Source organism: Pseudomonas flavescens, from assembly GCF_013408425.1.
Taxonomy (GTDB): Bacteria; Pseudomonadota; Gammaproteobacteria; order Pseudomonadales; family Pseudomonadaceae; genus Aquipseudomonas; species Aquipseudomonas fulva_A.
This window is the reverse complement of record NZ_JACBYV010000001.1, coordinates 1,518,204-1,531,668: the sequence shown is the minus strand read 5'-3', so window position 1 is coordinate 1,531,668 and position 13,465 is coordinate 1,518,204. Positions and strand designations below refer to the sequence as shown.

Sequence of the window (13,465 nt, the reverse complement as noted above, 5' to 3'; positions counted from 1 at the left end):
ATCAGTCAATGGCAGGTCACGCAAAGCACGGGGCAGCCTTCTGCGAGGCTTCCCGCTTCATCCCTGAATGGTTGGTTTTATTGTGTGCGGCGAGCGCCCGGTACACGGGCGTTCACCGCAGAGGTGCTACGAACTGTCAGAACCCGAGGGTCGCCGACAGAATGAAGGTGCGCGGGGTGGAGATGGTCAGGCCAGCTTCGCTGTCATCCGAAGCTCCGGCGGAAATCCAGTCGCGCTTGTTCAACACGTTCTCGACGGTGCCGCGCAAGGTGACATCGGTCTCGTCGACCTTGAAGGCATAGCGAGCGCCTACGTCGTAGCGCTCCCAGGAGTCGATCTCCTTGGAGTTGGCCTGATCCAGATACTGGGAGCTGCTGTACATGCCACGGGCGGTCAGAGTCAGGCCCTGGAGGGTCGGCACGTCCCACTCTGCACCCAGGTTGGCGTTGTACTTGGGCGTCGCCGGGGCACGATTGCCATCGTTGACGCCACCGTTGTTGGTGTCCTTCAGTTCGCTGTCGATGTACATCACACCGCCGAGAAGACGGAAGCCTTCGATGGGCTCACCGAACACGTTCAGCTCGATGCCGTCGTTGATGCGCTTGCCATTGGGGCCGAAGGTGCCCAGCGTTTGGCCTGCCTGCGGCGCGGCAGTCTCGTAGGCCGGCTGCTTGATGCGGAATACCGCAGCGGTAATGGCGAATTTGCCCATGTCGTACTTGGCACCGGCCTCGAGCTGACGGCTGATGAAGGGCGCGAATATCTCGTCTTCGTTGTTGGAGGTCGACGGAGCGATCTTGCCCTGGCTCAGGCCTTCCATGTAGTTGGCGTAGAGCGACAGTTGGTCGGTGGCCTTGAACAGCACGCCGACCGACGGCGACAGTTTCTCTTCGTCGTAGCCGGTCTCGCCCTTGATGCCGTTTTCCCAATCGTCGACCTTGACCCGCTGCCAGCGGGCGCCAAGGGTCAGCAATACACGATCGTCCAGAAAACCCATGGTGTCGGAGAGCGCGACACCGCTGAAACGGTTCTCGGTGTAGACCTTGGCGTCATCACGAGTCCGTACGGTTGGCTCAGGTGTCGCGACCGGGTTGTAGAGATTGCCCGCACGGTTGGCGTAACGCCCGCCGCCGTTCTCGAAATCCATGGAGAAGTAATCGGCAGCCAGGTTGATCTCATGGCTGACCGGGCCGGTCTGGAACCATTTACGCACGCCCGCGTTCACCGTACGCACGTCTTCGTCCCGGGTGAAATCACGGGGCTGGATGGTGAAGTCACCGGCGGCGTTGGTGATCGACACGTTGTGGCGGAGGAAGTCATGGTTACTCTTGCGCGCGCCCACGGCACCGTAAACCATCAGCGAATCGTCGATATCGTACTCGCCACGCAGGGCACCGAAGGTATCGCTGGTTTCGGCCTTGCTCCAGGCCTGGGCATAGTTGTGGCGAACATCGTTTGCCCTGGGAACCGGCGCGTTGGCGCCGACAAGTACACGCTCCTGCGGCGCGTCGGTGTCGCGTTCGGTATGGCCGATATCCATCGACAGGCGCAGGCGCTCATCGCGGAAGTCCAGACCGACCACGGCCATTTCGCGATTGACCTTCTGGTGATCCCACTCGGTATCGCCGGACTGTTTCACCCCGTTGAAACGGATACCGAAGCGGTTGTCCTCGCCGAAACGACGGCCGACATCGACGGCGCCGCCAACCTGGCTGTCCGACGCATAGCTGCCGGTGAATTCGGTGATCGGTTTGTCGGTGGCGCGCTTGGGCACCACGTTGATGCCGCCGCCAACGCTGCCCCGCGGCGAGATGCCGTTGACCAGTTGGGTGGGGCCTCTGAGGATGTCGACACGATCGGCCATTTCCATGTCGATGGAGTACGTCGGCATGATGCCGTACAGCCCGCCGTAGGACACGTCGCTGTTGAACAGGCTGAAACCACGGATGGTGAACTGCTCGAAACGGCCGCCCGCCGGGTTGGTCGAGCGTACTGCCGGGTCGCTGGCGGTCAGGTCTGCCAGGGTACGCGACTGATTGTTCTTCACCGCCTCGCTGGTGTAGGTGGTCATGCTCAGTGGCGATTCCATGAAGTCCCGCGAGCCCAGCAGCCCCTGGGAACTGCGGCGCGCCACCTGGCCACCGGCGTAGCGCTCGCCTTGCAGGCTCTCGGCTGGATCGGTCACGCCGCTGATCGCCGTCGGGGCAATTTCCATGGCAGAGGCGCCTTCGCTGGCTGGCACCAGGGTATAGGCTTCTGCACCAACCGGCTGCAGGCGCAACCCGCTGCCCTGCAGCAGCCGCGCGAAGCCTTCGTCGACGCTGTAGGTGCCGGAAAGCCCCTGAGTGCTGTGGCCGCTGACCAGCGCCGGATCGACGGAAAGGCTCACCCCAGCCTGACTGGCGAAACGGCTCAACGCGGCACCCAGGTCGCTGCCCGGCACGTTGTAGCTGCGCTCCTGGCTCTGGGCATGAGCGGCGAACGGTGCGACCGCCCCGAAACCGAGCAGCAGGCTCAGGCATACCGTCGAGTAGGAAATGGATGACACCAGACGAGGCCGATGACGTGTCATGGATGGCATTGGCAAGACTCTCTTTTTAATTCACTTACTACCCATGACAGGCCAGTGAAAAAAAAGGGACAGCGCGCGGGAAGAAATTTCACACCCCATGCGCAGGAACCGCTCTCGGGCGATTTTCGCTGGGTGACCGTTGCCATGGCCGCAAGCGCATCGCCCGCAAGCGGGCTCCTACAGGTCGCGATCTCCACCCGCTGCAGGAACAGCGGGCCTAGTGCATTGGCGCCGTACATTCACCTCACAACCGCCGCAGTACCGTAGGAGCCCGCTTGCGGGCGATCCGTTGTTCGGTGCCGATCTACCTGAATGGCCAGCATCACTTCGCCCGCAAGCGGGCTCCAACAGGTCGAGATCTCCACCCGCTGCAGGAACTGCGCGCCTAGCGCATTGGCGCCGTACATTCACCTCGTGGCCGCCCCAATACCGTAGGAGCCCGCTTGCGGGCGATCCGTTGTTCGGTGCCGATCTACCAAGATGGCCAGCATCGCTTCGCCCGCAAGCGGGCTCCTACAGGTCGAGATCTCCACCCGTTGCTGAGGCCGCGGGCATAGTGCATTGGCGCCATACGTTCACCTCGTGGCCGCCCCAATACCGTAGGAGCCCGCTTGCGGGCGATCCGTTGTTCGGTGCCGATCTACCAGGATGGCCAGCATCGCTTCGCCCGCAAGCGGGCTCCTACAGGTTTCGATCTCCACCCGCTGCAGGAACCGCGCGCCTAGCGCATTGGCGCCGTACATTCACCTCGTGGCCGGCCCAATACCGTAGGAGCCCGCTTGCGGGCGATCCGTTGTTCGATGCCGATTTACCTGAATGGCCAGCATTGCTCGCCCGCAAGCGGGCTCCTACAGGTCGAGATCTCCACCCATTGCTGGGGCCGCGGGCCTAGCGCATTGGCGCCGTACATTCAGCTCGCAGCCACCCCAATACCGTAGGAGCCCGCTTGCGGGCGATCCGTTGTTCGGTGCCGATCTACCAGGATGGCCAGCATCGCTTCGCCCGCAAGCGGGCTCCTACAGGTCGAGATCTCCACCCGCCGCAGGAACCGCGGGCCTAGTGCATTGGCGCCTACAGTCACCTCGGAACCGCCCCAATACCGTAGGAGCCAGCTTGCGGGCGATCCGTTGTCAGGTCTCGATCTTCAGACGCCTGGGTCAGGCCGCTCGTTCGCGGGGTACCAGGGTGACCCAGTAGCGGGTGCGAGCGCGGACTTCCAGGGGCAGGCTGGCGGCGAGCAGGTCGAGGATCTGGTCGGTATCGGCGAGACGGAAGCTGCCGGTGACGCGCAGTGATTCGAGGGCTGGCGACCAACGCAGGATGCCTGGCCGATAGCGGTCCAGCTCCCGCAGGAAATCACCCAGGGGCTGATCGTTGGCCATCAGCACCCCGTCACGCCAGCCCGGTGCCCCGGTGTCGAAGGCCTGGGTGGACTCGATGCGCCCGCCGCGCAGTCGCACCCGCTGGCCAGGCTGCAGGGCTAGCGTGTCGTACCCGGTTGGCCGCAGCTGTGCGGCACCGTGGAACACCGAGAACTCGCAGGCCTGTTCCTGCTGACGCACGCAGATTTCCCCTGCGCCGACCGTTGCCCTGCCCTGGTCGGTGTCGATGATGAAGGGGGATGCGCCAGCCACCCGCAAGGCGATTTCGCCGCGTACCAGAGTCAGTTGACGCTTGCCGGCATCGAGATTCACCGCGGACGCGGTATTCAGCTCCAGCACGCTGCCATCGGCCAGGGTCAGGCTGCGGCGCTCGCCGGTGCCGGTGGATAGATCGGCCCGCCAGGCATCGATTGGCAGTTCGCGGCTGACCAGCCACGCCGCCGGTGCCACGGCGGCAAGGCCGAGCATGCCCTTGAGCATGCGCCGACGCCCCTGGTCGGGGCGGTTGAGGCTGGCCATGGCCAGTTCGGGTGGCAACCCGTCGAAGCGCGAGCGCAGTGCCTGAATTCGTTGCCAGGCATGCTCGTGGGTCGCGCTGTGATCACGCCAGCGCTGTAGCGCGGCATGGTCCTGCTCACCGGCTTCGCCGGATTCGATCAGCGCCAGCCAGCGTGCAGCGGAGCGAGCGACACGCCGGGTGTCGTCACTGATCTCGCGGTTCAGCACAGCTCGACCAGCAGACAGTGTTCATACGCTTGCACCATGTAGCGCTTGACGCTGCGTTCGGAGACGTCGAGCCGCTCGGCGATGTCGCGGTAGCCCAGCCCTTCGAGCTGGCTGAGCAGAAACGCGCGCCGTACCACCCGTGGCAGCCCGTCGAGCAATTCGTCGAGGGCCTGCAGGGTTTCGAGCACCAGCCAGCGTTGCTCCGGGGACGGTGCGCTGGCCTCGGGCAATTGCATCAGCGCATCGAGATACGCCTGCTCCAGGCTGCGGCGCTTGTGCAGGTTGATCAGCAGACGCTTGCCGATGGTTTTCAGGTAGGCACGCGGTTCCTGCAGGTCGGCGATCGCCTGCGAGCCTGCCAGTACGCGCATGAAGGCATCCTGGCTGAGATCAGCTGCGTCCCAGCCGTTGCCCATGCGCCTGCTCAGCCACTGCTCCAACCAGCTGCGGTGATCACGGTAGAGATCGTGAAAAGCCCGCTCACTTGATACAGCCGAACCGACCATGCCAAACACCCGTTACGAGGACCAATAACGAGATCGATTCTAATTAACAACTGCCGCGAGCGGTAGCCTTGCTTGCCGATTTAACGCCCTCGTGTCGCCTTTTACGGTCCTCGAACGTCTCACCCACCGCACGGCGGAGCAGTTGGCAGCTGGATTGCGCTGCAGGCACCGCAAAACATTTGGCAATGACCGCCCCTGCACTCTATTGTGCTGCGAATTTTTCGACAAAGCGGCCTGCCATGAAGTCTCTCTCCATTCTGTTGTTCAGCGTCATCTGTTCGTCCGCCTGGGCTGCCGACGAAGCCGCGACCGCGCCGGCTCCCTCGACGCCCTGGACACTGCTGGATCAGTTCGAGAAGGCTTATACCCTCAATGACAGCGCCCGCGTGGTGCTGGTGGCACGCAGCATGTCGACCGCGCGCCTGGTCAATGGCGCACTGGAGGAGAAGCCGGAAGGTTTTCTGGAGGCGCGCCACGTGGTCTACGTCGCGGATATCGAGAAGATGCCATCGCTGGCGAAGATGGTGGCGGTACCGGCCATGCGCTCGGCCAAGTACCGCATCATGCTCGATCAGACCGGCAGGGTCGCAGGCCGCTATGAAGGCGACCGGGAAACCGTGCAATGGCTGGAACTCGAAGGCGGCAGCGTGATTCGCGAACAGCGCTTCAGCGATGCGGCCGAACTGCAGAGTGCGCTCGAGGCGCTCCCTCGGTAATCCCGGTTCTCAGGCGAAGAGCATGCCGAGGAAGCGACCTATGTACACGTCCCCCCGATAGGCTTCGTCCAGACAGATCTGGGCGCGTGCCAGGTGCCCATCGAGGCGCTCACGCACTCGCTCCTCCCCATACAGTGCCAGCAGGGTCGATTTGCCGTCGTCCTTGCCCTGATCCTTGGCATTGTTGGGGTTGGCGTCCTGCAGGTCATCGTAGAGCTGCACCGCATGGCCGAGTTCGACGGCAAAACGCTGCAGCACGCCGCGCACCGGTTTGGGGGCGTCGCTGATCAAGTAGGCCATGTCCATGATCGCGCTGAACAACACCCCGGTCTTGAGGTTGTTGGTCTCGGCGATCTCTTCTTCGGAGCGGGCATTCTTGCCATCGCGCAGGTCCTGCAACTGGCCCTGTACCAGCCCCTGTGAGCCGACCGTGTTGGCGACGATTTCCACCAGCTGGGTACGCACCAAAGGCCTCAGCCCCTCGATACCCGCCACCACGCCAAAGGCGCGCGCCAGCAAGGCAACGGCGGCGAGGATGGCGATGTCTTCGCCGAACGCCAGGTGCACGGTGGGCCGGCCGCGGCGAATCTGGGCGTCATCCATGCACGGCATGTCATCGAGAATCAGCGAAGCGGCGTGAACCATCTCGATGGCGCAGGCCAGATCCAGCGCCTGGCGCTGATTGGCGCCCAGGCCATTGGCGGCGAGCAGCAGCAACAGTGGCCGCATGCGCTTGCCAGGGGCCAGCGCACCATCACGGACGGCAGCGGCTACCAGGTCCCGTTCATTGCTGACGGCGGGCAGCAGCTCATCGAGCCGGCCCTCGATGGCACCGCGCAGTTGCAGCAGGTGCTCGGTGAATCCGCTGTCGATCGTTGCAGTCGCATAGGCTGTCATCGTTCCCTCTCTTCTTCTGTATTCCCGCAACACTTGGACACGCTTTCAAGTACTGTCAGGGCACGGCAACGCAGGATCCTGACACCGAAATGATCACAACAGAAGCCGGTTTGTAATGTTGGAACGTCTAATACGTGCAGTTGCCTGATAATGTGGCCAATTTAAGCCTAGCGGATGTCGATATTCTATTCGATCATTCCGTTCTGGACAGACCGCGTGCCCCCCGAAATGATTCCTGCGCAATGGAGCCTGCATGAATAATAACGACCTGAGCCGGCGTAAGGATGACCATCTGGATATCGTCCTGGATCGACACAAGGCGACTACCCGTGTCAGCGCCGGCTGGGCGAGCGTGCAGTTCGAACATTGTGCCTTACCGGAGCTCGACCATGGGCAGATCGACCTGCGCAGCTCGCTGCTCGGTATCGCCCTGCAGGCGCCCCTGCTGATCAGCTCCATGACCGGCGGTGCCAACCGCTCCGAAGCCATCAACCGCCACCTCGCCGAAGCGGCCCAGGAGTTGGGCATCGCCATGGGCGTCGGCTCCCAGCGCGTCAGCCTGCAAACCGGCAACGATCAGGGCCTGACCCGCGAGCTGCGCCGCTACGCGCCAGGCATTGCGCTGCTGTCCAATATCGGTGCGGCGCAACTGCTGGAACCGCAGGGCCTCGATCTGGCGCGCCGTGCGGTCGACGCCCTGGAAGCCAACGGCCTGATCATTCACCTCAACCCGCTGCAGGAAGCCGTGCAGCCCGAAGGCGACCGCAACTGGCGTGGCGTGCTGACGCAAATCGCCCGCGTGGCGGCTTCTCTGCCCGTGCCGGTGATCGTCAAGGAAGTCGGCGCCGGGTTGTCGGTCTCGGTAGCCCGCTCTCTGGTCGAGGCTGGCGTACAGGTCATCGACGTGGCGGGCGCCGGGGGCACCAGCTGGGCGGCCGTGGAAGGCGAACGCGCGGCGAACCCGGCGGATCGCGCCGTAGCCATGGCCTTCGCCGGCTGGGGGATTCCCACGGCGACAGCCGTGCAGTCGATACGCGATGCGCTGCCGCAGGTAACACTGATCGCCTCCGGCGGTGTGCAGGATGGCGTGGATGCGGCCAAGGCCATTCGTCTCGGCGCCGATATCGTCGGCCAGGCGGCAGGCGCGCTGGCAGGTGCCACGCTGTCGACCGAGGCGGTGATCGAACACTTCCAGATCGTCATCCGGCAACTGCGCACGGCGTGCTTCTGCACCGGTTCCGCCAACCTGGCGGCGCTGCGCAATGCCCGACTGCTCCCGACCGGCTCACTACGAACGACACAAGCATGACCCACTTCGCCGTCATCGCGCCGCCCTACTACAGCCATTTCCAAGCCCTGCAGGCGCTTTGCGTCGAGCTGATCGAGCGCGGCCACCGGGTGACCTTCTTCCATCAGTCGGACGCCGCCCACTGGCTCAGCGACCCGCGCATCGGCTTCCGTTCGGTGGGTGCCGGCAGTCATCCACCGGGCAGCCTCGAACAGACCCTGCGCCAGGCAGCGCGCCCGGACACGCCCTGGGGCCTGCGGCGAATCATCAAGCAGATGGCGGGCACCACGGCCATGCTCTGCAACGAGCTGCCGGGAGCATTCGCCGACAACGGCATCGAGGCCGTGCTCTGCGACCAGATGGAACCGGCTGGCGGGCTGGTCGGCGAAAGCCTGGGCCTGCCGTTCATTTCCGTTGCCTGTGCGCTGCCGGTCAATCGCGAACCAGGGCTGCCACTGCCGGTGATGCCGTTCGCCTATGCCAGCGATGAGCGCAGCCAGCACATGTACCGTGGCAGCAGCCAGGTTTACGACTGGCTGATGAAGCCGCTGGGCAAGGTGATCGCTGAGGCCGCTCTGCGCCTGGGCATAGCGCCGCGCACTGCGCTGCACGAGTGCCTGTCGCCCCTGGCGCAGATCAGCCAGACCCTGGCCGGCTTCGATTTCCCGCGCAGCCAGCTGCCGGCCAACTTCCATGCGGTCGGCCCGCTGCGCAGTCCGACGAGCGCGCAGCAGGGCGAATGGCCCATCGACCGGCAGAAACCCTTCTTCTTCGCCAGTCTCGGCACCCTGCAGGGCGACCGCATTGGCCTGTTCGAACGGATCGCCAGTGCCTGCCGCCGTTTGGACGGGCAATTGCTGATCGCCCACTGCGGCAAGCTCGACGCCGCTCAGGAGCGTCGGCTGATCGAGCGCGGCGCCACCTGGGTCACCGATTTCGCGCCACAGCAATGGGCGCTGGAGCAGGCTGACGCGGTGATCACCCACGGTGGCCTGAATACCGTGATGGATGCGATCGCCGCGCGCACGCCGATGCTGGTGATGCCGATCGCCTTCGATCAGCCGGGCGTAGCCGCGCGCGTGGCCTATCGCGGCGTGGGCAGCCAGTTGAGCCGCCGCGCCAGCGTCTCGCGCATCGAAGCTGCATTGCGCTCCTTGCTCGCGCAGCCCTTGCCGGGTTTCGCCCCCTTGATCGCCGAACTGCAGCAGGCCGGCGGCGTTCCCAGGGCGGCCGATATCGTCGAGGCGGCGCTGCTGCAATCGGCCTCCGTACGGGCTGCCGACCTATGAACCACGACCTGATCCTGGCTGGCGGCGGCCTCGCCAATGGTTTGATCGCCTGGCGCCTTCGCCAGCAGCGACCGGACCTCAAGGTACTGTGCATCGAAGAACAGCCGTGCCTGGGCGGCAACCACACCTGGTCGTTCCACGATGGCGACCTGAGCGAGACTCAGCACCGCTGGCTGGAGCCTCTGGTGGTGAAACGCTGGCCGAGCTATCAGGTGCACTTCCCCTATCTGTCACGGGCGATGAACAGCGGTTATGCGAGCATCACCGGCGAGCGTTTCGCCGAGGTCATCACCCCTGCGCTGGGTTCGTCCCTGCGCCTGGGTAGCACCATCGCCGAGATCAGCCCTACCCAGGTGACGCTGGAAAACGGCGAGCGGCTCGTCGCCCGGGCGGTGATCGATGGCCGTGGTGCCCGACCGAGCGGCAATCTGGTACTCGGTCAGCAGGCCTTCGTCGGGCAGTTGCTGCGCCTGGAGCAGCCCCATGGGCTGACAGCACCGATCATCATGGATGCGCGGGTTCCCCAGGGCGATGGCTATCGTTTCGTCTACGTACTGCCGTTCTCGGCGGACACGCTGCTGATCGAAGACACCCATTACGTCGACAATCACCGTGCCTCCACCGAGCAATTGCGCGAACACATCGCGGCCTACGCCCGCCAGCATGGCTGGCAGATCGCCGAGTGCCTGCGCGAGGAACAGGGCATCCTGCCGATCACCCTGGCCGGCGACTTCGACGCTTTCTGGAACGAGGCGGCAGGCCAGCCGCTGTCCGGGCTGCGCGCCGGGCTGTTCCATTGCACCACCGGCTATTCCCTGCCCCACGCCGTCCGCCTGGCCGAGTGGCTGAGCAACTATCAGTTGCGTGACGCCGCCACCCTGGCCCACGACCTGCGCGCCCATGCGCGAGGCGAATGGCGCAATCAGGGTTTCTACCGCCTGCTCAACCGCATGCTGTTCCTGGCCGGGCGCCCCCAGGATCGCTGGCAGGTGATGCAGCGCTTCTACGGACTGCCGGCAGGGCTGATCGAGCGTTTCTACGCTGGCAGCAACCCCTGGTACGACCGTGCACGAATTCTTGTCGGCAAGCCGCCGGTGCCCGTTGATCAAGCCATGCGGGCGGCCGTGCGCCATTCCCCGCGGCATTTCGAGACTCGTTCATGACCCAAGCGAAAACAGCCATCGTCATCGGCGCCGGTTTTGGCGGGCTGGCCCTGGCCATTCGCCTGCAGAGCGCAGGCATCCACACCACACTGTTGGAAAAACGCGACCAGCCGGGCGGCCGCGCCTACGTCTATCGCGACCAGGGCTTCACCTTCGACGCCGGCCCAACGGTGATCACCGACCCGAGCGCCATCGAGGAGCTGTTCGCGCTCAGTGGCAGAAACATTGCCGACTACGTCGAGTTGCTCCCGGTCAAACCCTTCTACCGCCTGTGCTGGGAGGACGGCACGCAGTTCGACTACGCCAATGACCAGGCCGAGCTGGATCGTCAGATCCAGGCCCTCAACCCTGCCGACGTGGAGGGTTACCAGCGTTTCCTGGCCTACTCCCGTGCGGTGTTCAAGGAGGGTTACCTGAAGCTCGGCGCGGTGCCCTTCCTGTCGTTTCGCGACATGCTGCAAGTCGGCCCGCAACTGGCGCGGCTGCAGGCCTGGCGCAGCGTCTACTCGATGGTCTCGAAATTCGTCGAACACGACAAACTGCGTCAGGCCTTCTCGTTCCATTCCCTGCTGGTGGGCGGCAACCCCTTCGCCACCTCGTCGATCTATACCCTGATCCACGCCCTGGAGCGTGAATGGGGCGTATGGTTTCCCAAGGGCGGCACCGGCGCGCTGGTGCAGGGCATGGTCAGGCTGTTCGAAGACCTTGGCGGCACTCTGGAGCTGAATGCCGACGTGGCCGCCATCGACACCGCTGGCAACCGTGCCACTGCGGTGCGCCTGCAGGATGGCCGCCAGTTCGCCGCCGACAGCGTGGCCTCCAACGCCGACGTGGTACACACCTACGCCAAGCTGCTCGCCAGCCATCCACGTGGCCGCCAGGAAGGCCGTCGCCTGAAAGGCAAACGTTTCAGCAATTCGCTGTTCGTGATCCACTTTGGCCTCAAGCGCCCACAGCCGCAGTTGCAGCACCATACGGTGTGCTTCGGGCCGCGCTACCGCGAGCTGATCGAGGAAATCTTCACCGGCCAGACCCTGGCCGAGGATTTCTCCCTGTACCTGCACGCCCCCTGCGTGACCGACCCCAGCCTGGCGCCAGAGGGTTGCTCCAGTCATTACGTGCTGTCGCCGGTACCGCACCTGGGCAATGCGCCGATCGACTGGGACGTCGAGGGCCCCCGCTACCGTGATCGCATCCTCGCCTACCTGGAGGAACACTACATCCCGGGGCTGCGCGAGGACCTGGTGACCTGCCGGATCTTCACGCCCAATGATTTCCGCGATGAACTCTATGCCTATCAGGGTTCGGCGTTTTCCCTGGAGCCGGTGCTGCAGCAGAGCGCCTGGTTCCGCCCGCACAACCGCGACGCGCAGTTGGAAAACGTCTATCTGGTCGGTGCGGGAACCCACCCGGGCGCCGGTGTTCCCGGCGTGATCGGCTCGGCCAAGGCCACTGCCGGCCTGATGATCGAGGACCTGCAGCCATGAACGCCGCGGCCCCGGACGATCAGGCGCTGATCGAGCACGCCAACCAGAGTATCGCCGTGGGTTCGAAGAGCTTCGCGGCAGCCTCGAAGCTGTTCGACGAACCGACCCGACGCAGCGCGGTGATGCTCTACGCCTGGTGCCGCCACTGCGACGACGTGATCGACGGTCAGGAAGCCGGCCACGACGCGGTGCCCATCAGCCGCCAGGAAGCCGAGCAGCGCCTCGCGCATCTCAAGGCCCAGACCCGCGCGGTGTATGCCGGTACGCAACTGGACGACCCCGCCTTCGCCGCCTTTCGCCAGGTGGTGCGCGCTCACGACATTCCCGAGCAGCATGCCCAGGAGCACCTGGCAGGTTTCGAAATGGATGTGCTGGAGCGCCGCTACCGGAGCATCGACGACACGTTGCAATACTGCTACCACGTAGCCGGGGTGGTGGGGCTGATGATGGCGCGGGTCATGGGCACCCGAGATGAACCGACCCTGGATCGCGCCTGCGACCTCGGCCTGGCATTTCAGCTGACCAATATCGCTCGGGATATCGTCGATGACGCTGCCGTGGGTCGCTGCTACCTGCCTGAAGAGTGGCTGGAGGAGCTGGGCGTGCCGCGTGATCAGGTCGCCGACATTCATCACCGCCCCGCCGTCGCCGTGCTCGGCCAACGCCTGGTGGAGCTGGCCGAGCCCTATTACGCCAGCGCCCAGGCCGGCCTCAGCGCCCTACCCTGGCGCTCGGCCTGGGCGGTGGCAACGGCGGCGGCGGTCTATCGGCAGATCGGCATGAAGGTGCTGGACGCTGGCGATCACGCCTGGGACGCGCGCATCTCCACCTCCAAGGCGGAGAAGATCGGCGCCGTGCTGAGCGGATTGTGGCGGGCGCTTACGAGTCGCTTCGCGCGCTGGCCGGCTCGCCCCGGGAACCTGTGGCAACGTCCGCATCCGTCTTGCGCAGCGGCCCGTCATGCATCGCCCGCAACTGAGCCTTCAGACGCGCCGTAGAAGGCGCGTAGAGAAAGCCGAAGGACACGCAGCGCTCCTTGCCATCCACCGCATGGTGCATCAGGTGTGCCTGGTACAGGCGCTTGAGGTAGCCGCTACGCGGCACGAAGCGAAAGGGCCAGCGGTGATGCACCAGACCGTCATGGACAACGAAATACAGCAGGCCGTAGGCGGTCATGCCCGCGCCGATCCACTCCAGCGGGTGCATGCCTTGGGTACCGAGGGCGATCAGCACGATGGCCAGCCCGGCGAATACCGCCGCGTACAGATCGTTCTTCTCGAACCAGCCTTCGCGCGGCTCGTGATGCGAACGATGCCAGCCCCACCCCCAGCCGTGCATCACGTACTTGTGGGCGTAATAGGCCACACCTTCCATGGCGGTCAGCGTGACGAAAAAAACCAGGGCGTTGATGATCATCGTGGGGCGGACCCTTGCGAACG

At 64.7% G+C, this 13,465-nt stretch carries 11 protein-coding genes; 6 read left to right on the top strand and 5 right to left on the bottom strand.

Features of this window, described 5'->3' with window-relative positions; translation table 11 throughout:
• Window positions 1–136: 136 nt before the first annotated feature.
• The 3 genes from FHR27_RS06750 to FHR27_RS06740 form a co-directional block, all read right to left on the bottom strand.
• Window positions 137–2,581 carry a TonB-dependent siderophore receptor gene (locus tag FHR27_RS06750; RefSeq protein WP_179538135.1) on the bottom strand — a complete coding sequence of 815 codons (2,445 nt, stop codon included), beginning with the start codon at window positions 2,579–2,581 and terminating at the stop codon, window positions 137–139.
• A 1,148-nt stretch (window positions 2,582–3,729) separates the two neighbouring features.
• On the bottom strand, window positions 3,730–4,680 hold the full coding sequence (locus FHR27_RS06745; protein WP_179538134.1) for a FecR domain-containing protein: 951 nt from the start codon (window positions 4,678–4,680) through the stop codon (window positions 3,730–3,732).
• A complete protein-coding gene (locus tag FHR27_RS06740; protein ID WP_042556735.1) occupies window positions 4,674–5,186 on the bottom strand; it encodes a sigma-70 family RNA polymerase sigma factor in 513 nt (170 codons plus the stop codon). Before FHR27_RS06740 ends, FHR27_RS06745 begins: the two co-directional genes overlap by 7 nt.
• Window positions 5,187–5,425: 239 nt before the next feature.
• On the opposite strand from FHR27_RS06740, the gene FHR27_RS06735 reads away from it, so the two are divergent.
• Complete coding sequence (locus FHR27_RS06735) at window positions 5,426–5,902, top strand: hypothetical protein (protein WP_052493877.1); 477 nt, start codon at window positions 5,426–5,428, stop codon at window positions 5,900–5,902.
• Between the two features lie 9 nt (window positions 5,903–5,911).
• On the opposite strand, the gene FHR27_RS06730 is transcribed toward FHR27_RS06735, so the two are convergent.
• Window positions 5,912–6,799 carry a polyprenyl synthetase family protein gene (locus FHR27_RS06730; protein ID WP_042556734.1) on the bottom strand — a complete coding sequence of 296 codons (888 nt, stop codon included), beginning with the start codon at window positions 6,797–6,799 and terminating at the stop codon, window positions 5,912–5,914.
• A gap of 253 nt (window positions 6,800–7,052) precedes the next feature.
• Here FHR27_RS06730 and fni point away from each other — a divergent pair, with 253 nt between their 5' ends.
• From fni to crtB, 5 genes are read left to right on the top strand one after another with little or no spacing between them, the layout of a single operon-like run.
• Entirely contained in the window at window positions 7,053–8,108 is a 1,056-nt protein-coding gene (gene fni / locus FHR27_RS06725) for a type 2 isopentenyl-diphosphate Delta-isomerase (RefSeq protein ID WP_042556733.1), read from the top strand.
• Window positions 8,105–9,376 (top strand): glycosyltransferase, encoded by a 1,272-nt coding sequence (locus tag FHR27_RS06720; RefSeq protein WP_179538133.1) that lies wholly within the window; start codon window positions 8,105–8,107, stop codon window positions 9,374–9,376. Before fni ends, FHR27_RS06720 begins: the two co-directional genes overlap by 4 nt.
• Window positions 9,373–10,539 carry a lycopene beta-cyclase CrtY gene (crtY, locus tag FHR27_RS06715; protein WP_179538132.1) on the top strand — a complete coding sequence of 389 codons (1,167 nt, stop codon included), beginning with the start codon at window positions 9,373–9,375 and terminating at the stop codon, window positions 10,537–10,539. Before FHR27_RS06720 ends, crtY begins: the two co-directional genes overlap by 4 nt.
• Window positions 10,536–12,026, top strand: a complete 1,491-nt coding sequence (locus FHR27_RS06710) for a phytoene desaturase (RefSeq protein ID WP_179538131.1) — start codon at window positions 10,536–10,538, stop codon at window positions 12,024–12,026. The genes crtY and FHR27_RS06710 overlap by 4 nt, the downstream gene beginning before the upstream one ends.
• Complete coding sequence (gene crtB / locus FHR27_RS06705; protein ID WP_179538130.1) at window positions 12,023–13,024, top strand: 15-cis-phytoene synthase CrtB; 1,002 nt, start codon at window positions 12,023–12,025, stop codon at window positions 13,022–13,024. The genes FHR27_RS06710 and crtB overlap by 4 nt, the downstream gene beginning before the upstream one ends.
• On the opposite strand, the gene FHR27_RS06700 is transcribed toward crtB, so the two are convergent.
• On the bottom strand, window positions 12,906–13,442 hold the full coding sequence (locus FHR27_RS06700; protein WP_082045930.1) for a sterol desaturase family protein: 537 nt from the start codon (window positions 13,440–13,442) through the stop codon (window positions 12,906–12,908). The genes crtB and FHR27_RS06700 overlap by 119 nt on opposite strands.
• Between the last annotated feature and the right edge of the window lie 23 nt (window positions 13,443–13,465).

Bases quoted from the DNA above. Each gene is read 5' to 3' on its own strand.
- FHR27_RS06750 (WP_179538135.1), bottom strand. From the start codon at position 2,581: ATGCCATCCATGACACGTCATCGGCCTCGTCTGGTGTCATCCATTTCC.
- FHR27_RS06740 (WP_042556735.1), bottom strand. From the start codon at position 5,186: ATGGTCGGTTCGGCTGTATCAAGTGAGCGGGCTTTTCACGATCTCTAC.
- FHR27_RS06735 (WP_052493877.1), top strand. From the start codon at position 5,426: ATGAAGTCTCTCTCCATTCTGTTGTTCAGCGTCATCTGTTCGTCCGCC.
- FHR27_RS06730 (WP_042556734.1), bottom strand. From the start codon at position 6,799: ATGACAGCCTATGCGACTGCAACGATCGACAGCGGATTCACCGAGCAC.
- fni (WP_042556733.1), top strand. From the start codon at position 7,053: ATGAATAATAACGACCTGAGCCGGCGTAAGGATGACCATCTGGATATC.
- FHR27_RS06720 (WP_179538133.1), top strand. From the start codon at position 8,105: ATGACCCACTTCGCCGTCATCGCGCCGCCCTACTACAGCCATTTCCAA.
- crtY (WP_179538132.1), top strand. From the start codon at position 9,373: ATGAACCACGACCTGATCCTGGCTGGCGGCGGCCTCGCCAATGGTTTG.
- FHR27_RS06710 (WP_179538131.1), top strand. From the start codon at position 10,536: ATGACCCAAGCGAAAACAGCCATCGTCATCGGCGCCGGTTTTGGCGGG.
- crtB (WP_179538130.1), top strand. From the start codon at position 12,023: ATGAACGCCGCGGCCCCGGACGATCAGGCGCTGATCGAGCACGCCAAC.
- FHR27_RS06700 (WP_082045930.1), bottom strand. From the start codon at position 13,442: ATGATCATCAACGCCCTGGTTTTTTTCGTCACGCTGACCGCCATGGAA.